Annotated in this window: 22 protein-coding genes and 1 pseudogene; 5 read left to right on the top strand and 18 right to left on the bottom strand. The window is 59.2% G+C overall.

Annotation, left to right across the window (positions count from 1 at the left end):
• Nucleotides 1–53: 53 nt before the first annotated feature.
• From ACK83U_RS04680 to ACK83U_RS04645, 8 genes are all read right to left on the bottom strand, one after another.
• The gene (locus tag ACK83U_RS04680; RefSeq protein WP_112607225.1) at nt 54–383 is read right to left on the bottom strand and encodes a hypothetical protein; all 330 of its coding nucleotides are present in this window, start codon (nt 381–383) and stop codon (nt 54–56) included.
• A gap of 247 nt (nt 384–630) precedes the next feature.
• Nucleotides 631–1,737: a porin gene (locus ACK83U_RS04675; RefSeq protein WP_112607227.1), complete on the bottom strand. Its 1,107-nt coding sequence runs from the start codon at nt 1,735–1,737 to the stop codon at nt 631–633.
• A gap of 337 nt (nt 1,738–2,074) precedes the next feature.
• Nucleotides 2,075–2,620, bottom strand: coding sequence for a MerR family transcriptional regulator (locus tag ACK83U_RS04670; RefSeq protein WP_106997502.1), 546 nt, complete (start codon nt 2,618–2,620; stop codon nt 2,075–2,077).
• Between the two features lie 228 nt (nt 2,621–2,848).
• Entirely contained in the window at nt 2,849–3,187 is a 339-nt protein-coding gene (locus tag ACK83U_RS04665; RefSeq protein ID WP_041677339.1) for an integration host factor subunit alpha, read from the bottom strand.
• Between the two features lie 107 nt (nt 3,188–3,294).
• Nucleotides 3,295–4,266 (bottom strand): beta-ketoacyl-ACP synthase III, encoded by a 972-nt coding sequence (locus ACK83U_RS04660; protein WP_112607229.1) that lies wholly within the window; start codon nt 4,264–4,266, stop codon nt 3,295–3,297.
• A gap of 19 nt (nt 4,267–4,285) precedes the next feature.
• A complete protein-coding gene (gene plsX, locus ACK83U_RS04655; RefSeq protein WP_112337857.1) occupies nt 4,286–5,332 on the bottom strand; it encodes a phosphate acyltransferase PlsX in 1,047 nt (348 codons plus the stop codon).
• A 102-nt stretch (nt 5,333–5,434) separates the two neighbouring features.
• Complete coding sequence (locus ACK83U_RS04650; RefSeq protein WP_112414664.1) at nt 5,435–5,992, bottom strand: YceD family protein; 558 nt, start codon at nt 5,990–5,992, stop codon at nt 5,435–5,437.
• A 9-nt stretch (nt 5,993–6,001) separates the two neighbouring features.
• The gene (locus ACK83U_RS04645) at nt 6,002–6,919 is read right to left on the bottom strand and encodes a ubiquinol-cytochrome C chaperone family protein (RefSeq protein WP_412474795.1); all 918 of its coding nucleotides are present in this window, start codon (nt 6,917–6,919) and stop codon (nt 6,002–6,004) included.
• Here ACK83U_RS04645 and ACK83U_RS04640 point away from each other — a divergent pair.
• Entirely contained in the window at nt 6,840–7,349 is a 510-nt protein-coding gene (locus ACK83U_RS04640; RefSeq protein ID WP_015339434.1) for an outer membrane protein assembly factor BamE, read from the top strand. The genes ACK83U_RS04645 and ACK83U_RS04640 overlap by 80 nt on opposite strands.
• A 72-nt stretch (nt 7,350–7,421) precedes the next feature.
• Here ACK83U_RS04640 and ACK83U_RS04635 read toward each other — a convergent pair whose 3' ends face one another.
• From ACK83U_RS04635 to ribH, 3 genes are all read right to left on the bottom strand, one after another.
• A complete protein-coding gene (locus ACK83U_RS04635; RefSeq protein ID WP_112337860.1) occupies nt 7,422–9,560 on the bottom strand; it encodes a sodium-translocating pyrophosphatase in 2,139 nt (712 codons plus the stop codon).
• A 249-nt stretch (nt 9,561–9,809) separates the two neighbouring features.
• A complete protein-coding gene (nusB, locus tag ACK83U_RS04630; RefSeq protein ID WP_015339432.1) occupies nt 9,810–10,292 on the bottom strand; it encodes a transcription antitermination factor NusB in 483 nt (160 codons plus the stop codon).
• 3 nt (nt 10,293–10,295) lie between these two features.
• Nucleotides 10,296–10,751 carry a 6,7-dimethyl-8-ribityllumazine synthase gene (gene ribH / locus ACK83U_RS04625; protein ID WP_015339431.1) on the bottom strand — a complete coding sequence of 152 codons (456 nt, stop codon included), beginning with the start codon at nt 10,749–10,751 and terminating at the stop codon, nt 10,296–10,298.
• 198 nt (nt 10,752–10,949) lie between these two features.
• On the opposite strand from ribH, the pseudogene ACK83U_RS04620 reads away from it, so the two are divergent.
• The 3 genes and pseudogenes from ACK83U_RS04620 to ACK83U_RS04610 all read left to right on the top strand — a co-directional run.
• Nucleotides 10,950–11,444: pseudogene (locus ACK83U_RS04620) on the top strand (cupin domain-containing protein); the annotation flags it as partial.
• Between the two features lie 51 nt (nt 11,445–11,495).
• Nucleotides 11,496–12,014 (top strand): GNAT family N-acetyltransferase, encoded by a 519-nt coding sequence (locus tag ACK83U_RS04615; protein WP_112607235.1) that lies wholly within the window; start codon nt 11,496–11,498, stop codon nt 12,012–12,014.
• A gap of 21 nt (nt 12,015–12,035) precedes the next feature.
• Nucleotides 12,036–12,518 carry a GNAT family N-acetyltransferase gene (locus ACK83U_RS04610; RefSeq protein WP_112607237.1) on the top strand — a complete coding sequence of 161 codons (483 nt, stop codon included), beginning with the start codon at nt 12,036–12,038 and terminating at the stop codon, nt 12,516–12,518.
• A gap of 47 nt (nt 12,519–12,565) precedes the next feature.
• Here the strand turns inward: ACK83U_RS04610 and ACK83U_RS04605 are convergent, their stop codons facing one another.
• The 7 genes from ACK83U_RS04605 to ACK83U_RS04575 form a co-directional block, all read right to left on the bottom strand.
• The gene (locus ACK83U_RS04605; protein ID WP_015339427.1) at nt 12,566–13,186 is read right to left on the bottom strand and encodes a riboflavin synthase; all 621 of its coding nucleotides are present in this window, start codon (nt 13,184–13,186) and stop codon (nt 12,566–12,568) included.
• On the bottom strand, nt 13,186–14,295 hold the full coding sequence (ribD, locus tag ACK83U_RS04600; RefSeq protein WP_112607239.1) for a bifunctional diaminohydroxyphosphoribosylaminopyrimidine deaminase/5-amino-6-(5-phosphoribosylamino)uracil reductase RibD: 1,110 nt from the start codon (nt 14,293–14,295) through the stop codon (nt 13,186–13,188). The genes ACK83U_RS04605 and ribD overlap by 1 nt, the downstream gene beginning before the upstream one ends.
• Before the next feature lie 2 nt (nt 14,296–14,297).
• A complete protein-coding gene (gene nrdR / locus ACK83U_RS04595) occupies nt 14,298–14,774 on the bottom strand; it encodes a transcriptional regulator NrdR (RefSeq protein WP_015339425.1) in 477 nt (158 codons plus the stop codon).
• Nucleotides 14,775–14,783: 9 nt separating this feature from the next.
• On the bottom strand, nt 14,784–16,082 hold the full coding sequence (gene glyA, locus ACK83U_RS04590; RefSeq protein ID WP_015339424.1) for a serine hydroxymethyltransferase: 1,299 nt from the start codon (nt 16,080–16,082) through the stop codon (nt 14,784–14,786).
• A 274-nt stretch (nt 16,083–16,356) separates the two neighbouring features.
• Nucleotides 16,357–17,670, bottom strand: coding sequence for a L,D-transpeptidase family protein (locus tag ACK83U_RS04585; protein ID WP_112337867.1), 1,314 nt, complete (start codon nt 17,668–17,670; stop codon nt 16,357–16,359).
• A 513-nt stretch (nt 17,671–18,183) separates the two neighbouring features.
• Nucleotides 18,184–18,699: a transcriptional regulator LdtR gene (gene ldtR, locus ACK83U_RS04580; RefSeq protein WP_041677845.1), complete on the bottom strand. Its 516-nt coding sequence runs from the start codon at nt 18,697–18,699 to the stop codon at nt 18,184–18,186.
• A gap of 133 nt (nt 18,700–18,832) precedes the next feature.
• A complete protein-coding gene (locus tag ACK83U_RS04575; protein WP_112337868.1) occupies nt 18,833–19,273 on the bottom strand; it encodes a DUF6163 family protein in 441 nt (146 codons plus the stop codon).
• Between the two features lie 143 nt (nt 19,274–19,416).
• Here ACK83U_RS04575 and hemB point away from each other — a divergent pair, with 143 nt between their 5' ends.
• Nucleotides 19,417–20,430 (top strand): porphobilinogen synthase, encoded by a 1,014-nt coding sequence (gene hemB, locus ACK83U_RS04570; RefSeq protein ID WP_112410636.1) that lies wholly within the window; start codon nt 19,417–19,419, stop codon nt 20,428–20,430.
• Nucleotides 20,431–20,486 lie beyond the last annotated feature (56 nt).

Here is a 20,486-nt window from a genome sequence, read left to right as displayed (position 1 = left end):
ACTCCGTCAGCGCGAGCTGACGGAGCTTGGCATGGTGCGGATAAAGATCACACTTACCAGCAGCGATAGCAGCGGCGATAATAGGGACGGCCGTAATAGCCGCGATGGTGGTGATTGTCGCTGACGGCGGCGCCGACGAGAACGCCGCCGATGATGCCGGCGGCAGCCAAAGCGGCGGCCTGGTTTTCAGCCTGTTGCGCCTGGGCGCGATTGGATTGATAAGTCGTGCCGACACAGCGATTGTAACGCTGCGTTCCCGGACGGAACCCTTGCGACTGGCAGGTCATTTCCGCATTCATCGCCGATTCCTGCGGTGTCTGACAGCTCGATAGAATGGTTGATATAGCGACGAGGCTCGCCGCCATTGTGGCACGTATGCGCATGTTCCCTCCGGCAATTTTAGATACAACCCTAGGGAAAGGGAAATACAGCCAACGGTAAGCTTTAGCAAGCCGATCCCACCAAGCGTAAGATGAAAATCCGCCGAATGATGGTAAAACTGCACGCAGAGATCGTATCGTGCTTAACAGCGGGATAGCGGGTTAGCACAAAATGAAAAGGCCTCGCTGGATGACGAGGCCCATCTCCGATTAGCAGGCCCGCACTATCCAGGCCGGGGAGCGTTTTCGATCAGAAGTTCCGCTCGAAACGAAGGATGCCGGCGACCGTGTCATCCTTGATGTAGTCGTAATGCACATAGGTGAGTTCCGGCTCGACCAGGAAATCCTTCACCGGATAGATCTTGAGGTTCGTGGTCGCCTCGAACATCTTGGACTCGGTATAGGCAAGCTGGAGGTTCCACTTCAGCTTGTCGTTGATCGGGACGCCGACGCCGCCCCATACTGCCCAGTCACCCCAGCCACATTTGGCGGCATTGACGGTGCCGTTGGATTTCGTGCAGGCCGAGATATCCTGGTTGGTGCCGGCATATTTGTTCAGCTTGTCGCCGTCCGTATTCCAGCCCCCCATCAGGAAGGCTTCGACGCCACCGAATTTGGCGTCAAGACGAGCCTTGATGGCACCTTCCTCGACGATCGAGTCATAGCCGCCGACAACCTTGATGCCCCAGTTGCCTGCCTTGTAGCCAAGGCCGGCAACGACGTCGGGAGCATAGTGGTTGGATTTGTCATCCGTCCACCAGCCGGCGCCGTAAGAGGCCTCGCCGTCGGAGGTGGAGTTGGAGTCTTCCAGGGAGATCACAGCCGAGAAGCCATTGTCTGGCTCGTATTTATAGGTCAACTGATTGAGCTCGTACGGACCGTCATAGATCACGTCGTCGTTGACGACGTCGCCGGCATAGCCCACGTAAAGATTATATTGAGAGTCGAGCTTGCCGACCGTGAAGCCGCCGAGGCTGATATTGGCGAATAGCAGCTTGGAGTTGGTTGCGCCTCCATCGTTCCACTCCCAGCGGAAAATGGTGTTGGTCTTCAGCGGACCGTATTCCGTATCGGTTGCGGTATCGACATTGAGCTCGACACGCTCGTGCCAGAGGGTGCCGACCCTGCTGCGCGGATTATAGGCGTCATACCACTCGCCTTCGGTGCGAACCTTGCCGCCGATCTTCAGGCAGGTTTCCGTGCCGGGAATATAGAAATAGCCTGTGCCGTATCCATCGCAGATGCGAACATATTCAAGCGGTTCGGGTTGAGCGGCGACAATGGCGTCTGCGGCGTGGCCAGCGCCTGCTGCAGCGACAGCAGCGGCGGAGCCAAGAAGAAGGCTCTTGATGTTCATGATATCTCCATTCGACTATTCGTCAGAGATGGAGTCTCCCGGCAGACAACAACGTGCCCCTCCATAGCCTGACTGTTCCCTCAAAACAGGGCGAAGCCATAAGCTTCGCCGCCAAACTGGACCTGTGATCTCCACTCATCAAGTTAATAAGGTTTACGAACTAATTTTTACGGCGCAGAAGGGGAGTGATGTGACAATAATGTCACTCAGCCTTCGCGATAAGAAAACCACCGGCTTGCGCGCATCCAATGCGTGCATGAACTCCATCGCCACAGTTCTCGAATGTCATTTGGAAGAGGCAATATGCTTCAGCAGCAATCCAGCGTAGCTGCCAGCCTCATCGCACCTGGTCAAGAAGGCGCTTGCATTCCAGAAGATCGTAAAGCGTCTCCTGAAGCAAAGCGCGATCTTCCTTGCCGACACTCGATTTTCCGATGGAAACATCCGGCACGCCGTCGTCCCCGCTGACGAAATTGAAGAAGCGGCGGCTGATCGGCGCCTTGGCGCGGCCGACGATCTGATCTTCCTCGGAATTGGCAGAGGCAACGCGGGGCTCGACGGCGGCGGGCTCCTGCGCAGCGGCAAGCGCTTCCACACTGGCGAGATCGCCATGCCCGACGGCGATGACGAACTTGTTGCCATTGGTCTTCAGGAGCTTCTGGACGCCCTTGATCGTATAGCCGTGATCGTAGAGCAGATGGCGGATCCCATTCAGCAGGTCGACATCCTCGGGGCGATAATAGCGCCTGCCGCCGCCCCGCTTCATCGGCTTTATCTGCGGAAACCGAGTCTCCCAGAACCGTAGGACATGCTGCGGCAGATCAAGGTCTTCCGCGACTTCGCTGATCGTGCGGAACGCATCCGGGCTCTTGTCCATCATCATACTCCCACACTGCACATGCGGTGCCGTTTAGCCGGATCACACATAAGCGGATTTCGGCATTCGTATCGCTCGATGATACGACTCACCATATTTCAACGGTTTGGCGGAGGAAATTCAAGTCAGATATTCAGCCGTTACACAAGCTTGCGACAAATCGGCAAGCAGATCGGCCTAAAACGACGGCGTCACAAGGCATGTGGCCAGCCGAAATCGAAATCGCGAGGATGATCAGGAGGCGGGATTTGCCGGCTTGGTCTTTGCCTTGCGGCTCGTATGGGCCTTGAGGATACGGGTCTTCAGAACGTTCGACGCCTTGAAGGTCATGACACGCCGCGGGGAAATCGGCACTTCTTCACCGGTCTTCGGATTGCGGCCGATGCGCTCATTCTTGTCGCGCACCTGGAATGTCGCGAACGAGGAGAGCTTTACCGTTTCTCCACGCACGATGGCGTTGCAAATTTCATCGATCACAGTCTCGACGAGTTCCGCCGACTCCGTTCTGGAGAGACCGACTTTCCGGAATACCGACTCCGCCAGGTCTGCGCGCGTCACTGTCTTGCCCGTCATAGCTCCCCGCCCATTTTGCTGCGTAATCTTCTTCAAGTTTTGCGAGACTATTGCCGTTGCGCCGAACGGTCAAGCTCTTGTTCGGAACGGCTTTTAGAGATGCGGCGCTACCAGCGCAGCAGGACTGCGCCCCAGGTGAAGCCGCCTCCCATGGCCTCCAGCATCACCAGATCGCCTTTCTTGATCCGTCCGTCACCAGCGGCCACGGCAAGCGCAAGCGGGATGGATGCAGCCGACGTGTTGCCGTGAATGTCCACGGTGACCACAACCTTCTCGGGAGCAATTCCGAGCTTCTTGGCGGAACCATCGATGATGCGGCGATTGGCCTGATGCGGCACGAGCCAATCGAGATCGTCGGGCGTGGTACCCGTCGCATCGAATGCGGCCTGAATGACGTCGGTGATCATGCCGACGGCGTGCTTGAAGACTTCGCGGCCCGCCATATGGAGAACGCCGACCGTTCCCGTTGTCGACGGGCCGCCATCGACATAGAGCTTGTCCTTGTGCGAACCATCGGAGCGCAGGCTTGCCGTCAGCACGCCGCGATCGGTATTGGCGCCAGTCCCCTCGCCGGCTTCCAGGATCAGCGCACCGGCACCGTCGCCAAAGAGAACGCAGGTCGTACGGTCGGTCCAATTGAGAATGCGCGAAAATGTCTCGGCACCGATGACGAGCACGCGCTTGGCGAGCCCGCCGCGAATATAGGCATCGGCCGTGGTTACGGCATAGACGAAGCCGGTGCAGACCGCCTGAACATCGAAGGCAAAGCCATGATGCATGCCGAGCCGGTTCTGGATATTCACCGCCGTCGCGGGAAAAGTATTATCCGGCGTCGAGGTGGCAACGATGATCAGATCGAGATCATCCGGCGTCATGCCGGCATTGGCAAGGGCAGCACGCGCCGCCTGCTCGCCGAGAGAAGCCGTGGTTTCACCTTCGCCGGCGATATAGCGCTGACGGATGCCCGAGCGCTGGACGATCCAGTCGTCGCTGGTATCGACGACCTGCTCCATCTCGGCATTAGTCATGACGCGTTTCGGGAGCGCCGCCCCAAAACCGCGAACAACTGAACGGATCATTCTGCTTGTACCCCGTCTCTCATGCCGCTTCCGGCCCGATAGGGGGCAGCCGTTTGGCATGATATCTCTTCAAATCGTTTTCGATTTTCTGCGTGAGCCCATTCTTGGCCATATCATAGCCGACATCAATGGCGGCTGCGAAGGCTTCTGCATTGGCTCCGCCATGGCTCTTGATGACGATACCATTGAGGCCGAGGAATACGCCGCCATTGACCTTGCTGGGATCGAGCTTCTCGCGCAGCAGGTCGAAGGCCCCCTTGGCTAATACATAGCCGATACGTGCAAGCAGCGTGCGCGACATCGCGGCGCGCAGATAGGCGCCGATCTGCTTTGCCGTGCCTTCGGCCGCCTTCAGCGCGATATTGCCGGAAAACCCTTCCGTGACGACGACATCGACGGTGCCCTTGCCGATATCGTCGCCTTCGACGAAGCCGTAATATTCAAGCGATTCGAGATTGGCTTCGCGGATCAGGCGCCCGGCGTCCTTGACCTCTTCCTGACCCTTGATTTCCTCGACGCCGACATTCAGCAGGCCGACCGTCGGCCGTTCAATCTCAAAGAGCGCGCGTGCCATGGCGCCACCCATCAGGGCGAAATCGAGCAATTGCTGGGCATCGGCGCCGATCGTAGCGCCGACATCGAGCACGATGCTTTCGCCGCGCAGCGTCGGCCAGATCGCCGCAATTGCCGGGCGTTCGATATTGGCCATGGTGCGGAGGCAGAATTTCGCCATCGCCATCAGCGCGCCGGTGTTTCCGGCGGATACGACGACATCGGCGTCGCCCGTCTTTACCGCCTCGATCGAGCGCCACATGCTGGAGACGTAGCGACCGCGGCGAAGCGCTTGACTCGGCTTCTCATCCATACTGATGGCAACTTCGCATTCGTGAAAGACCGATTTCTCGCGAAGCTTGGGATATTTGGCGAGGACCGCCTCGCAGCGTTCCTTCTGTCCGTACATCACGAACGTGATATCGGGATGCCTATCCAGCGCCTTGGCCGCGCCGGGAACAACAACCTCAGGGCCGAAGTCGCCACCCATTAGGTCAAGAGAAATTCTGATCACGCGTCCCTAGTCCTTTTTCTCCGCCGCGACGGGCGAATTTGGCGTCAAAATACCGTTTTCTCCCCCGGTGACAACTGAATTGTGCTCGAACGGCACCGGGGCCTATTCCTTTTTCCAATCTTTCAGAACGGCAAAGGGCGAAGGCTTTCTGTCGTCTTCACCGGTATCTTCAATATGCGCTTCGAACTCGACGCCAGGCTTGCGCGGATAAGGATCTATGGCGAGAGCGGCAAATTCCGCAACGGCCGCACCAGCGTCTATCGTATCGCCGGTGAAGGTCTCCGGAAGATCCGGACCATCGGGATCAAGTATCATTTCTCCGGCATCCACAGAAGGCGCGCGCGCCAGTTTGGAATCCTCGGGCACGAAGATGTGCTCGAAGTCCTCATCGATATCAGATTCGACCGGCTCGAGTGTGACAACGCAAGCTTGAACGATCTTTGCCTTCACGTTGCCCTTGATGCGCACGCCGTCGCGCTTCCAGCGCGAAATCTTGAGATCGGCTTCGAGCTTGCTGACCGAGAGAACATTCCAAAGGGCCGCGAGCCCAACCAGTTCGCGGTCATCAGCCTCGATGTGCACATCCACCGGATTGGCCGAGATATGCCCTACCTTCACGGGATAGGAAAACGGCGTTTCATCGGAGTCGTGTCTTTTCATTTTTATCTCCTAACCGGCCTGTTGACCGACTTTGTCTGGCACGGGCAGCGTCGCCGAGCCCGTGGCGATCTGATCTTCCGTGACGGTCGCCAGATGCGCTTCCGCGATCATCATCCAATCGGCCAATGCACTCATGGAAGCCGCGGCCTCATTCACCCTGGGATAGATGTTGCGCTGTAACGCCACGGCGAGCGCGGCGCGATCATCGACATCCATGGCGCTCGCATAGCTTTCGAGGCGTCCATAGAACATGCCGGCCAGCTTCTTCATGCGCTTTGGCACGCTATTGTCGCCTATACCAAGCTCGCGGATCGAATAATCGATATCCTCGAAGAAAGCATCCACAATTTCCTGCGCCAGTTCCTGACCGCTTGTCGCCGAAGACCGCGTGCGTCGAAAGAACAGGATCATCATGACAGACAGTAACTCGAAACGCCCCATCACCGTATCCGGCACGTTGTAATCGGTATAAAAAACCGGCTGCCGCGCCATGGAGGTCAAGGCTTCATACTGCCTGACGACGATGATCTGATTGTGATTTCTTTTGCGGAAGAGCCCAAAAATCATGAAAATTCCCGGAATTGGCTCCCTCGGAGCGCCCCGTTTTTGCTTGGCCTTGTTGCATCCACGCAAAAGCTGGTTTACCGAAGCAGGCGCGAATTGCAATGCAGTTTGTGCCCGCTTCGAGGCTCCAGCCCTTACCGTCGTCACGTTGTGCATGATCGGTGACGAAGAGTGCCGAACAACATGATTGTGCCTTTTGCCATCGCGGAAAGGACACAATGATGTGTACAGCAAGGTCATACCGGCCGTCCGGCCATCGGATTGATTCATTAGGGGAGATGAGATGTCGTTGACCAGACGGTATTTCAAGTCTGACATTACTTTCAGCAGCACTGCCGCCATCGCCCTGGTGATTGCGACCATGGGCCTTTCCGGTTGCAAGACCAGCGAGGTCATGAACAACGGCTACATCTTCGATCCGCAGTCGCTGGCGCTTGCGCCGGTCGGTTCGAGCCGCGAGCAGGTTCTGCTTTCGCTCGGTACGCCCTCGACCACAGCGACCTTTGACGGTGAAGTCTTCTATTATATCTCCCAGAAGCGCACGCGTGCCGCCGCCTTCATGAAGCCGAAGCTGGTAGACCAGAACATTCTTGCGATCTATTTCGACAAGGACGGCGTGGTGAAGCAGGAAGCCAACTATACGCTTAAGGACGGCAGGGTCTTCGACATGATCAGCCGCACGACCCCAACCGGCGGCCGCGACATCACCTTCCTGCAGCAGATCCTCCAGGGCAGCGGCAGCGGCGTGAACGGCGCGAGGAACTTCCTCAACAACCTCAACCCGGGCCAATAAGCCGGGATACCGCTTCAACGAAAAACCCGCGAGGCATAGCGTCTCGCGGGTTTTCTTTTGCATTCAGTTTGCTTAGCCGGCGAGAATAGCAAGCAGAAGCAGGGCCACGATATTTGTGATCTTGATCGCCGGATTGACTGCCGGGCCGGCCGTGTCCTTGTAGGGATCACCGACGGTGTCACCCGTGACTGAAGCCTTGTGGGCTTCCGAGCCCTTCATATGACGCGTGCCGTCCTTGTCGACGAAACCGTCCTCGAAGCTCTTCTTGGCGTTGTCCCAAGCACCGCCGCCCGACGTCATCGAAATGGCGACGAAGAGGCCGTTGATAATTACGCCGAGCAAGGAAGCGCCGAGAGCGGCAAAGGCCGATGCCTTGGAGCCGGAAAGCAGCAAGACACCGAAATAGACGACGACCGGCGCCAGAACAGGCAAGAGCGACGGGATGATCATTTCCCGAATGGCCGCCTTGGTCAGAAGGTCGACGGCGCGGCCGTAATCGGGACGCTCCGTGCCCTGCATGATGCCGGGTTTCTCACGAAACTGCCGGCGCACCTCCTCCACGATCGAACCGGCGGCACGGCCGACGGCCGTCATTGCAATCCCGCCGAAGAGATAGGGAATGAGGCCGCCGAACAGCAGACCGGCAACGACATAGGGGTTCGAAAGCTCGAACGAAATCGTGCCGATATTGGCGAAGTACGGATATTTGTCCCCGTGAGCCGCGAAATACTGCAGGTCGTTCGAATAGGCAGCGAACAGCACGAGCGCGCCGAGGCCGGCCGAGCCGATGGCGTAACCCTTGGTAACGGCCTTGGTGGTATTGCCGACCGCGTCCAGTGCGTCGGTGGATTTGCGCACCTCCGGCGGAAGATGCGACATTTCCGCGATGCCGCCGGCATTGTCCGTGACCGGGCCGAAGGCATCGAGAGCGACGATCATGCCGGCAAGGCCGAGCATGGCGGTAACCGCAATACCCGTGCCGAACAGACCGCCAAGCTGGTAGGTGGCGATGATGCCGCCAACGATGACGATCGCCGGCAGTGCCGTCGATTCCAGCGAGACGGCAAGGCCCTGGATGACGTTGGTGCCGTGACCGGTGACCGACGCCTGGGCGATGGAATTGACCGGCCGCTTGTTCGTGCCGGTGTAGTATTCGGTGATGACAACGATCAGCGCCGTAACGATCAGGCCGACGATGCCGCAAGCGAACAGCTTTGTCCCGGTGACGTCGAAGCCGGCCACCGTGCCGACAGAACCCCAACCGATGGTCAATGACGTCGCTGCGGCCAGACCGACGATCGACAAGACGCCGGTTGCGATAAGCCCCTTGTAGAGGGCACCCATGATCGAGCCATTGACACCGAGCTTCACGAAGAAGGTGCCGATGATCGAGGTGATGATGCAGGCGCCGCAGATTGCCAGCGGATAGATCATGGCCGAACCGAGGAGCGGCGAGCCGGCGAAGAAGATCGAGGCGAGAACCATGGTCGCGACAACCGAAACCGCATAAGTCTCGAACAGGTCGGCCGCCATGCCGGCGCAATCGCCGACATTGTCGCCGACATTGTCGGCGATGGTGGCGGGATTGCGCGGATCGTCTTCCGGAATACCGGCCTCGACCTTGCCGACCAGGTCGCCGCCGACATCCGCACCCTTGGTGAAGATGCCGCCGCCGAGGCGGGCGAAGATCGAGATCAGCGAGGCGCCGAAACCAAGGGCGACGAGCGCATCGATCACATCACGCGAACCGGCTTCATGACCGAGGATACCGGTCAGGACGTAGAAGTAGATGGAAACGCCGAGCAAAGCGAGACCTGCAACCAGCATGCCGGTGATGGCACCCGACTTGAAGGCGATATCCAAACCTGCGGACAGGCTCTGCGACGAGGCTTGCGCGGTGCGGACATTGGCGCGCACGGAGACATGCATGCCGATGAAACCTGCGGCGCCTGAGAGGATTGCGCCGATCAGGAAGCCGAAAGCGGCTTCGGCCGACAAGAGGAGCCAGGCCGCGATGAAAACGATGATCCCGACGATGGCGATGGTTCTATATTGGCGCGCCAGATAGGCTTGCGCTCCTTCACGAATATACCCGGCAATCTCCTGCATGCGGGCGTTGCCCTGATCGGCAGCGAGCACCGACCGGGTTGCCCATACGGCGTAAATCACCGAGAGCAGTCCGCATGCGATTACTCCTAAAAGAATCGACATTTCGCTTTTTCCCTCCAAAAAAGCCGGCGGTTCACTCCTCCCCCGGCCGCCTGCGACAACGGTCGATCCCCTCCTCCAGGAGATCGGCTGATGTGCAGTTGCGAGATTGATGGTGGGAAAACGTCGCGTCAAGACCGTCCGCGGGTAAAACACCCGCAGAAGGTTCAAAAGAATATTCGAAGATGAAATCAGGCGCGAACGAAGGAAACGAAAATGCGTTATGCCGCGATCCCAGCGTCCGGCGCGGTTTTATTTCTTCGCTTCGCCGCGAATCTGCTTGGCGATTCGGTCGAGCACGGCATTCACGAGCTTGGGCTCGTCCTCCTCGAAGAAGGCATGCGCGATCTCGACATATTCGGTGACGATGACCGGGACCGGCACGTCCTTGCGGTCGATAAGCTCGAAGGTGCCGGCGCGCAGGATGGCGCGCACTGTGCTGTCGAGACGCGACAGCGCCCAGTCGTCCTGAAGCGCGGAGCCGATCAGCGGATCAAGCCGCGTCTGCTCACGCACGACACCCGATACGATAGAGCGGAACCAGGATGCATCGGCCTTCAGATAGGTCTCGCCATCCAGCTCCTGCCCCAAGCGGTGCGCCTCGTATTCAGCCACAACCTCCAGAACGCCGGTTCCGCCGATATCCATCTGATAGAGCGCCTGAACCGCCGCTAGACGTGCGGCACCTCGCTGATTGGCGGGCTTGGCCGGTCGCTCGTTATCCTGATTGCTCATGTATTATGCACCCAACTTCTCTTTCAGCGCGATCATGGTCAGCGCCGCACGGGCGGCAAAGCCGCCCTTGTCCTTGTCCGAACGGCGCACACGCGCCCATGCCTGCTCATCGTTCTCGACGGTGAGGATACCATTGCCGATCGCGAGGGACTCGCTGACGGCCAGATCCATCAGCGCCCGCGAGGATTCATTGGCAACGATATCGAAATGATAAGTCTCGCCGCGGATAACCATACCGAGAGCCACATAGCCGTCATAAACAACATTACCATTGTCGCCGCCATCAAGCGCCATGGCAATTGCCGCCGGGATCTCCAGCGCGCCGGGCACTGTCACGATATCATAAGTCGCGCCAGCCTCGTCGAGAGCTGCCTTGGCGCCATCAAGCAGGGCATCGGCCATATCGTCATAGAAGCGGGCTTCGACGATAAGGATATGAGCGTTGGAAGAGCTGGTCATACATCACCTGCGATTTGAGAGGGCGCGGCACCTTGTTAGGCCCGGGTCAAACCACGGCGGGCCTCGCTTGGCAAGTGTTTTTCAATGGCCCGCGCCGATTCCGACCCTATTTGGAAATGATCGGCGCACCGCGGAAATTTTGGCTTCCGCACACGCAACCGCTTCGATAATAATTTGAAGCCTGCAAGGGGGAGGTTCATGACGAAGAAATCCGCACCCGCCGTCAATGTCGGCGAACTCGAGCTGGAACACTGGCAGCAAGGCAGCTTCTTTGCCGGCAGCGACACCTCCTTCGGGGCGAAGCTCGGGCTGAAGCAGCTCGGCATCAGCTACAACGAAGTGCCTCCGGGCAAATCCGGCTGTCCGTTTCACAATCATCACGTCGAGGAGGAGATGTTCGTCATTCTCGACGGTGAAGGCGAATATCGCTTCGGCGGCCAGCGCATCGCGGTCAGCAAAGGCGATGTTCTTGGAGCTCCGGCCGGCGGCCCCGAAACAGCGCATCAGCTGATCAATGTCGGGCCTGGCGTGCTCACCTATCTCGCCATTTCCACCAAGGCTCGAACCGAGATCGTCGAATATCCCGATTCCGGAAAGTTCCTGGCCAAAACCTATAGCGACGGCAAGACGGCGTTCCGTGCCATCGGCCGCGCCGCTGCCACCAACCTCGACTACTGGGACGGCGAGCCCGGGCCTCGAACAACTGACCATCACCAAAACCATTTTCAGCAAAGATTTAATCCGATGACCCATATACCGACACTGACGACCGACCGGCTTCTGCTGCGCGGCCATACGCTTGATGATTTCGACGAATTCCTCGAGCTCTGGAAACACAAGGAGATCGTGCGCTTCATCGGCGGCGAGATGCCGACACGCGAGCAGGTTTGGGCCCGCCTGTTACGCTATGCCGGCCTGTGGCATCATCTCGGCTTCGGTTTCTTTGCCGTCGAGGAGCGTCAAAGCGGCCGGCTGATCGGCGAAGTGGGATTTCTGGATCTGCATCGCGACATGACGCCGATGACGGAAGGCACGCTGGAAGCCGGCTGGGGCATTACGCCGCCGATGCAGGGCAAGGGCTATGCGACGGAGGCCATGAACGCGGCCATCGCCTGGGCGGACAGACAGTTCGCAGGACGGCGCATGACCTGCATCGTAGACCTTGAGAACCTACCGTCGTTGCGGGTTGCCGAAAAGATCGGCTTTCGGCGTATCGATGAGCTCATGCTCAAGGACAGATCCAACGCCATCTTCGAACGTTAGCCGTTGCAGGGGTGAACCATCGTGCCGGTTTCGCAGAAAAGGTTTTCTGTCAAACGCTACGAACCAAGCGACGCCCGAGCCACGATCGAGATTTTCCTGCGGGCCGTTCGTGAGGTCGCATCGAAAGACTACAGTCCGGAGCAGGTCGCTGCTTGGGCAAAGGTCGATGATGCCGGAGTCTGGGCACAGTATCGGGCAAGCCGACCGACCTGGCTTGCTGTCGATGGTTCTACACCCATCGGTTTTACCGATCTACAATCGGATGGATGCCTGGATATGATGTTCGTTTCGCCGGATTATCAGGGAAAGGGCGTCGCCAGCCTTTTACTAGAGACGGTCGAAAGGGCCGCTCGCGAACAGGGCTTGCAACGGATTTTCACCGAGGCAAGCTTGACCGCCCGCCCATTCTTCGAGCGCAGAGGCTTTATCACCTTAGCTGCGCAGCAGGTGGAAAAGCGCGGCCAGATATTGTCGAATTTTCTTATGGAAAAAACACTTGCTTAGGCCGGAAAGGCGCCGATCGACGCCTTCTTGCGGCGAGCTTACGAAACTCAGGATTCGCGGACCGCGGGGAATTCCGCCAGACGAGCGGCGTAGCGTGCCATGGTGTCGACTTCGAAATTGACAAAGTCGCCAGCCTTGCGCTCGCCCCAGGTCGTGACCTCCAGGGAATGGCGGATCAGCAGCACGTCGAACTCCGTACCCTCGACGGCATTGACGGTCAGCGAGGTGCCATCGAGCGCGACCGAACCCTTCGGCGCGACGAACCTGGCAAGATGTTCCGGCGCGCGCAGACGGAAGCGCGTGGCCTCACCCTCTGATGTTACCGACAGGATTTCCGCCTTGCCATCGATATGGCCGGACACGATGTGACCGCCGAGTTCGTCGCCGATCTTCAGCGAGCGTTCAAGATTGATCTTGGCGCCTGCTTCCCAGGTGCCGATGGTCGTCAGGCGGAGAGCCTCTTCCCAGGCCTCGACCTCGAACCATCGTCCGTTGCTGCCCTGTTCAGGCAGACCCGTAACCGTCAGGCAGACGCCGGCGTGCGAGATAGATGCGCCCATATCGATCGTCGCGGGATCGTAATTGGTGGCAACGCGCAGCTTGATGCCTTCCTTCAACGGGGAAATGGATTCGACCGTGCCGACGTCGGTGATAATTCCGGTAAACATCAAAAACCTCTTTCGTATTCGTCGCAGAGATCGTCGCCGAAGCGGCTCTGGCCAACATGAATAAAATCAGCTGGGATATTGGATTTCAGAACCGGCGATTCAATACCACCCTCGCCGATCTCGGCAGGACCTTGAAACAGCAGGATACGGTCGACCATTCCAGCGTCGAGGAAGCGCCGTGCCGTCTTGGCGCCTCCCTCCACCAGCAGCGACGAGATACCACGGGTGCCTAATGCCTCCAGTAGCTCGCCCGGCTCGCTCGAATTGGATTGCAAGACCTCGACGCCGGCGGCATCCAGCGCTGCGCGGCGTCCGAGGAATGCGGCGTCGGTATTCTCGTCAAACGGCGGCGGATGGCCGGCGACCGCGATCACCGGATATTGCCGGGCCGTGCGGACCAGCTTGCTGCCAAGGGGAAGCCGCAGCTCGTCGTCAATGACGATGCGCAGCGGCGTGCGATCCTCCAGGCCGGGGAGCCGACAGGTCAATTCCGGATCATCTGCTATCGCCGTACCTATGCCGACAAGAATGGCATCGCTTTCCGCCCGCAGTATCTGCACCTCAGCGCGTGCGGCATCGCCGGTGATGCGAACCTGCCCCGCACCCCTCTTGCCAATCATGCCATCGGCGGAAATCGCAAGCTTGAGAGTCACATAGGGGCGGTTTCTCGTCTGGCGCATGATATAACCGGCGAGAGATCGCCTGCCTTCCGTCTCCAGAACACCGGAATCGACCTCAATGCCGGCCTCGCGCAGCATGGTGATGCCGCGCCCGGAGACGCGCTGGTCGGGATCGGTGACGCTGATGACGACGCGTGCCACGCCGTAAGCGATCAGCGCCTCGGCGCATGGCGGCGTCTTGCCGTAGTGCGAGCAAGGCTCAAGCGTCACGTAGGCGGTGGCACCTCTGGCCCCCTCACCTGCCTCGGCCAGCGCCTGAGGCTCGGCATGCGGGCGCCCGCCAAGCGCGGTCACACCGCTGCCGATAATTACGCCATCCTTGACGATAAGGCAGCCGACGGATGGATTGGTGGAAGTCAACCCCAGATGCTGGCGCGACAGACGGATGGCCGCGGCCATGAAATGCTCGTCCTCGGGCCGCAGCGCCATGGTCAAGGGTCCAGCGGATCGCGAGCGATCTTGGCGTTGATCTCGTCGATCACGTGCTCGAAATCCTCCGCATGCGAAAAATCGCGGTAGACGGAGGCGTAGCGCACAAAGGCGACGTCATCGAGGCTCTTCAGCGCTTCCAGCACCTGCAGGCCGATCTGCTCGGAGCTGATTTCGGTCTCGCCCGAGCTTTCGAGGCGGCGCACGATGCCCGATACGGCCCGCTCGATCCGGTCACGATCGACCGGGCGCTTGCGCAGCGCGATCTCGAAGGAGCGCACCAGCTTGTCGCGATCGAACGGCACCTTGCGGCCCGTCTTCTTGATAACCATGAGCTCGCGCAGCTGCACGCGCTCGAAGGTGGTGAAGCGGCCGCCGCAATCCGGACAAATGCGCCGACGGCGGATGGACGTATTGTCCTCCGCCGGGCGCGAATCCTTGACCTGGGTGTCTTCTGAGCCGCAATAGGGGCAGCGCATGCGCTCTCCTTAGCCCATGTAGCCGTACATCGGGAAGCGGTCGGTGAGCTTGACCACTTTCTCGCGCACGGCAGCTTCGACGGCAGCATTGCCTTCGTCGGAATTGGCGACCTTCAAGCCATCGAGCACTTCGATGATCAGATTGCCGATTTCACGGAATTCGGCTTCCTTGAAGCCGCGCGTCGTGCCAGCCGGCGTGCCGAGACGGACACCCGAGGTGACGAAGGGCTTCTCGGGGTCGAAGGGAATGCCGTTCTTATTGCAAGTGACGTAGGCGCGGCCGAGGGCGGCTTCCGCGCGCTTGCCGGTGGCGTTCTTCTTGCGCAGGTCGACGAGCATGAGGTGGTTGTCCGTGCCGCCGGAGACGACATCGACGCCGCCAGAGATCAGCGTTTCGGCAAGCGCCTTGGCGTTCTTGACGATCTGGGCAGCGTAGTCCTTGAACTCCGGCTGGAGCGCTTCACCGAGCGCAACCGCCTTGGCGGCGATGACATGCATCAGGGGGCCGCCCTGGAGGCCGGGGAAGACGGCCGAGTTGAACTTCTTCGCCAGATCCTCGTCATTGGTGAGGATCATGCCACCGCGCGGGCCGCGCAGCGACTTGTGCGTGGTCGTGGTGGCAACATGGCAATGCGGGAACGGCGACGGATGCTGACCACCGGCAACCAGACCGGCGATGTGGGCCATGTCAACCATCAGATAGGCGCCGACGCTGTCGGCGATCTCGCGGAAGCGCTTCCAGTCCCAGATGCGGGAATAGGCCGTGCCGCCGGCGATGATGAGCTTCGGCTTGGTTTCCTCGGCCTTGCGCTGCACTTCGTCCATATCGAGCAGGTTGTCGCCTTCGCGCACGCCGTAGGATACGACGTTGAACCACTTGCCGGACATATTGACCGGCGAACCATGCGTCAGGTGACCGCCCGAATTCAGGTCGAGACCCATGAAGGTGTCGCCGGGCTGCAAGAGCGCCAGGAACACGGCCTGGTTCATCTGCGAACCGGAATTCGGCTGAACGTTGGCGAAGTTGACGCCGAACAGCTTCTTGGCGCGCTCGATGGCGAGTTCCTCGGCGATATCGACATACTGGCAGCCGCCATAATAGCGCTTGCCCGGATATCCCTCGGCGTATTTGTTGGTCATGATCGAGCCCTGCGCTTCCAGCACGGCGCGCGAGACGATGTTTTCCGAGGCGATCAGTTCGATTTCGTGCCGCTGGCGACCGAGTTCCTTGCCGATCGCACCAAAGATTTCCGGATCGGTATCGGCAAGCGAGCGATTGAAGAAGGGTTCGGTGGACGCGTTGGTCATCGTGAAAGCTCCTGAACGGGCCGGAAGGGCAATGCAAACGGTATTAACGTCAGGGTCGCCGGAGAGCAATACGACCAGCGACATTTGCGCGCATAATCCCGAAATCCTGCTGGATTTCGGAAAAGATTATGCGCCATTTCAAAGCGTTACTGCGTCCTTTGCGCGTCCAGGGACGCGCGGCGCAGTAAGCATTCTACGCAGAGCGACCCCGGCAAACGAAAAAGCCGCATCCTGAGATGCGGCTTCCATGCAGATGGGATCCGAACAATGCCGGTTATTGAACCGGCTGCTCCATGCCCTGGGTTGTATTGAGCGCCAACTGGGAATTGCCGTCGAGATTATAGATGTCGTCGCGGAACTGGACGATGCCGTCGCGGGCGCTCCAGGCCGAAATATAGACGAAATAGACAGGCACTTCCGACGCTAGGGTGATCGGCGTATTGACGCGGGTGGAGATGACCTGCTCGATATGCTGACGCGGCCAGCCGGGCGTTTCGGCCAGCAGCCAGGTCGCGAGGTCGCGCACGTTCTGAACGCGCACGCAGCCTGAGCTATCGAAACGCATCAACTTGTTGAACAGGCCCTGTTCCGGCGTGTCGTGCATGTATTCGTTGTTGGGGTTGTGGAAATTGATCTTCGTGGACGCCATAGCGTTGGTCTTGCCCGGGTCCTGACGGAACATCAGGTCTGGCGCCTTGTCCGAATTCCAGTCGATCGTTTCGGGTGCCACTTCCTGGCCCTTGCCGTCAATAAGGCGAATGTTGTTCTTCGTCAGGTAGGTCGGATCCTTGCGCATCAAGGGCACGATGTCCTTGACGACGATGGAGCGCGGTGCCGTCCAGTACGGGTTGAGGATGACCTCGTAGATCTTTGAATTGATGATATGCGTCGGCCGTGATTCCCGGCCGACGATCGCCTGGTGGCGCAGCGCCACCTGACCGTCCTCGACGGCTTCGACGCGTGTCGCCGGGATATTGACCATGACATGACGGCGGCCGAGGTCGGACGGGAACGTCTGGAGGCGGACGAGATTGGTGTTGAGCTGCTGCAGACGGACATTGGCGGGGATGTTCATCGCCTTCAGCGTGAAATCGCCGAGGACGCCATCTGCCGGCAGTCCGTGACGGGCCTGGAAACGCTTGACCGCACCGTCGACATAGGAGTCGAAGGCAGAAGATATACCAGCCTCACGCGGCAGGTCGCCGGTAATCATCAAATGCTGACGCAGCGACTGTACGGCCGGATCGGTCGCACCGAGCTGCAGCGCCTGCTGGCTTGTCGGATTGATCTGCGGCCATCCGCCGTTGGCGGCAATGTTCTGATATTGCGCGATCGCCTGCTGAATATTCGGTACGGAATCCGGCCCGAGGATTGGCGCGTTCGACTGGACAGCAGCGGCGGTGCGCGCCGCAGCCTTGGCGTCGAACTGGTCGTCCCAATTGCCACGGGAGCGATCGTTGATCAACGCCTCAAGCGGAGTTGCGTTTTGCGCAAGGGCCGGAGCAGCCAGTGCGGCAGCGCCAAGAGTTGCGGCCGACCGCAGGAAAGAGCGGCGCGAAAAGGGTTCAATTCCGTTTTTCTTCGACATATCCCAACCGTTCAACACTGCGATCCAAATCATGCGCAGCCAAGAGAGGAAGCAGTAAATAGCGCTAGCTCGCGCCAAGTAACGCCGCTCAGTATCAATCCGCAGCCTTAACGCACCACCAAAAACTTCGCCACGAACTATCACAATATTGCGAAGCGAAGACTTTCAGGCCTTAAGATCGAAATTCGAGAACGCCGCTTGCCGTCAGTTTCCGCTGTCATAGCAATATGGCCAATTCGTGTCGTCCGGCACGGAACTTGCACTGCCGAGCGACCTTGAGGAAAAGCCAAACCGCATTTGCTAAAATACCACAACTGCGCGTGGTTCATAGCGCGTCTTGAACCGGCGTCAATGGCTTAGCTACTCTGGACGTTACATGTGACGGAAGGTGACGCACGGACGTGGCAAAAAACGCACAACAGCCGCGCCGGTAACGCATTAAAGCTGGACACGCAGGGAACGTGTCCAGCTTGCTTTTACCGGAAGGTCTTATGATGGATCCGCCACCGCTACTTACATGCGGTAAGCGATGCTGTCGTTCCAGAAGCGGTCGAGGCGCTGCAGGAGCTTGTTCATCTGGGTGAACTCGTCGGTGCCGATGCCGCCGACCTTGTCGATCGAGCCGATGTGGCGCTCATAGAGCTTGGCAACGGTTTCGGCGATATCCTGGCCGGTTTCCGTCAGGCTGATGCGGACCGAGCGGCGGTCGATGCGCGAGCGCTGATGGTTGATGAAGCCGAGGTCGACCAGCTTCTTGACGTTGTAGGAAACGTTGGAGCCGAGGTAGAAACCGCGCGAGCGCAGTTCGCCGGCCGTCAGCTCGGAATTGCCGATATTGAAAAGGAGCAGCGCCTGGACGGCGTTGACGTCGTCGCGACCCTGACGGTCGAACTCGTCTTTGATAACATCAAGCAGGCGGCGGTGCAGACGCTCGACCAGGTGAAGGGATTCCATGTAGAGAGCCCGGATGTCATCAACCTGCTGATCCCGAGCGTTTGCAACTGCCTGCGGCTTGATTTTCGTGTTCATCATGACTTGGCCTCACTCTGTTTTGTTTGGCGGTGTCGTTTTCTTCCCGCCTTGAGTGAGACCCTATCGAATACACATAAAATTCTACTTAAACTGCAGGCTTAACAGCACCTTACCAGGACATGTTGCTGTCTCAGGGTAAATCAACCATTACCTGCTGCTGACGGCGCCGGCGTTTCTCCTGCCACAACAGAATGCGGAAAAGGCAATAAATCACGGCGACGCAGGCATGCAAGATCATGATCAGCGGATTGGATCCAAATATCTCGGGCCATACGCCATACATCAGTGCCTGCCCCCCTGCCGCCACCACCCACATGACCGGCCCCCAGGAGACAGTAAGCCACAATCCGAGGGCAGCGACCGGGAAAACCACCGCAAGCCCAGCGCCCGCGACCTTCCAAGGGAGAGCGAGCAGATCGAAGCGCGCATGGCCGTCCAGCGAGTAACCGACCAGCATGGCCCAATATTGCAGGCCGAGCCAAAAGCAGGCGATCGCGATCAGCCGCAGGAACAGCACGAACAGGATGTCCGTCAGCGTATTCTTGGGTACGGTCGAAGAATCAGGTTCCATGCGCGAACAATACGTAGGAGGCACGTGCCTCGCCAGAATATAATGGCTGCGGCCTTTCGCCTGGTTTTGAATCCTGGGGACGGCATGATAGGTACGCCCCCAATATAGAATGCCATAAATAGACGAAGAAGGATGGCGGCATCATGGAGAACAAGACGCATCTCGTTGACGAGATCACCGGCCATCGGCGCATGCGGCGTAACCGCAAGGCCGATTGGACGCGCCGTCTCGTGCAGGAAAACCGGCTGACGGTCGACGATCTCATCTGGCCGATCTTCGTGATCCCGGGCACCGGCATCGTCGAGCCGATCCCTGCCATGCCTGGCGTCAACCGCATGACCGTGGACATGGCGGTAGAAGCGGCGAAGGAAGCGGCCGATCTCGGCATCCCCGCGCTTGCCACCTTCCCTAACATCGAAATGGAGCTGCGCGACGAGACCGGCTCCAACAGCCTCGAGAAGAACAATCTCATCAATCTCGCTACCGCCGCAATCAAGAAGGCCGTGCCGAACATTGGCGTCATCACCGATGTCGCTCTCGACCCTTTCACCAGCCACGGCCATGACGGCATCCTGCGCGGCAATGAAATCGTCAATGATGAAACGGTCGAACAGGTGGCGCGTGCCGCGGTCTACCAGGCGGATGCCGGCGCAGACATCATCGCGCCTTCGGAAATGATGGACGGTCGCATCGGCGCGATCCGCCAGGCGCTGGACGCCGCCGGCCATCAGAGCGTCGGCATCATGAGCTATGCAACGAAATTCAGCTCGGCCTTCTATGGCCCCTATCGGGAGGCCATCTCGACCGGCGGCCTGCTGAAGGGCGACAAGAAGACCTATTATATCGACCCGGCAAACGGCACCGAAGCCGTGCGCGACGCCACGCTCGACGTCGAAGAAGGCGCCGATATGCTGATGGTCAAGCCTGGCCTACCCTATCTCGACATCTGCTGGCGGCTGAAGGAAGCCTTCGGTCTTCCGACCTTCGCCTATCAGGTCTCCGGAGAATACGCGATGATCAAGGCTGCCGCCGCCAATGGCTGGATCGACGGCGAGAAGGTAATGCTCGAAACCCTGCTCGCCTTCAAGCGCGCCGGCTGCGACGGCATCCTCACCTATTTCGCTGTCGACGTGGCGAGACATCTGGCGAAGAAATAGCTTCGGGCTGCCGGCTTATTGTATTTGCCGCACCTGATACCATATCTTCGGCGAAT

The organism is Rhizobium sp. WW22 (genome assembly GCF_047041135.1).
Lineage (GTDB): Bacteria > Pseudomonadota > Alphaproteobacteria > Rhizobiales > Rhizobiaceae > Rhizobium.
This window is presented reverse-complemented; position numbering and strand designations above follow the sequence as displayed.

What these genes read in the sequence shown, in the direction of transcription:
- ACK83U_RS04640 (WP_015339434.1), top strand. Translation starts at nt 6,840, where the DNA reads ATGTCGTTGACCAGACGGTATTTCAAGTCTGACATTACTTTCAGCAGC.
- glyA (WP_015339424.1), bottom strand. Translation starts at nt 16,082, where the DNA reads ATGACCAACGCGTCCACCGAACCCTTCTTCAATCGCTCGCTTGCCGAT.
- nusB (WP_015339432.1), bottom strand. Translation starts at nt 10,292, where the DNA reads ATGAGCAATCAGGATAACGAGCGACCGGCCAAGCCCGCCAATCAGCGA.
- ACK83U_RS04670 (WP_106997502.1), bottom strand. Translation starts at nt 2,620, where the DNA reads ATGATGATGGACAAGAGCCCGGATGCGTTCCGCACGATCAGCGAAGTC.
- ACK83U_RS04575 (WP_112337868.1), bottom strand. Translation starts at nt 19,273, where the DNA reads ATGGAACCTGATTCTTCGACCGTACCCAAGAATACGCTGACGGACATC.
- ACK83U_RS04680 (WP_112607225.1), bottom strand. Translation starts at nt 383, where the DNA reads ATGCGCATACGTGCCACAATGGCGGCGAGCCTCGTCGCTATATCAACC.
- ACK83U_RS04645 (WP_412474795.1), bottom strand. Translation starts at nt 6,919, where the DNA reads ATGGTCGCAATCACCAGGGCGATGGCGGCAGTGCTGCTGAAAGTAATG.
- ACK83U_RS04665 (WP_041677339.1), bottom strand. Translation starts at nt 3,187, where the DNA reads ATGACGGGCAAGACAGTGACGCGCGCAGACCTGGCGGAGTCGGTATTC.
- ribH (WP_015339431.1), bottom strand. Translation starts at nt 10,751, where the DNA reads ATGACCAGCTCTTCCAACGCTCATATCCTTATCGTCGAAGCCCGCTTC.
- ldtR (WP_041677845.1), bottom strand. Translation starts at nt 18,699, where the DNA reads ATGAACACGAAAATCAAGCCGCAGGCAGTTGCAAACGCTCGGGATCAG.
- ribD (WP_112607239.1), bottom strand. Translation starts at nt 14,295, where the DNA reads ATGGCGCTGCGGCCCGAGGACGAGCATTTCATGGCCGCGGCCATCCGT.
- hemB (WP_112410636.1), top strand. Translation starts at nt 19,417, where the DNA reads ATGGAGAACAAGACGCATCTCGTTGACGAGATCACCGGCCATCGGCGC.
- ACK83U_RS04650 (WP_112414664.1), bottom strand. Translation starts at nt 5,992, where the DNA reads ATGAAAAGACACGACTCCGATGAAACGCCGTTTTCCTATCCCGTGAAG.
- ACK83U_RS04675 (WP_112607227.1), bottom strand. Translation starts at nt 1,737, where the DNA reads ATGAACATCAAGAGCCTTCTTCTTGGCTCCGCCGCTGCTGTCGCTGCA.
- ACK83U_RS04615 (WP_112607235.1), top strand. Translation starts at nt 11,496, where the DNA reads ATGACCCATATACCGACACTGACGACCGACCGGCTTCTGCTGCGCGGC.
- ACK83U_RS04585 (WP_112337867.1), bottom strand. Translation starts at nt 17,670, where the DNA reads ATGTCGAAGAAAAACGGAATTGAACCCTTTTCGCGCCGCTCTTTCCTG.
- nrdR (WP_015339425.1), bottom strand. Translation starts at nt 14,774, where the DNA reads ATGCGCTGCCCCTATTGCGGCTCAGAAGACACCCAGGTCAAGGATTCG.
- ACK83U_RS04635 (WP_112337860.1), bottom strand. Translation starts at nt 9,560, where the DNA reads ATGTCGATTCTTTTAGGAGTAATCGCATGCGGACTGCTCTCGGTGATT.
- ACK83U_RS04660 (WP_112607229.1), bottom strand. Translation starts at nt 4,266, where the DNA reads ATGATCCGTTCAGTTGTTCGCGGTTTTGGGGCGGCGCTCCCGAAACGC.
- ACK83U_RS04605 (WP_015339427.1), bottom strand. Translation starts at nt 13,186, where the DNA reads ATGTTTACCGGAATTATCACCGACGTCGGCACGGTCGAATCCATTTCC.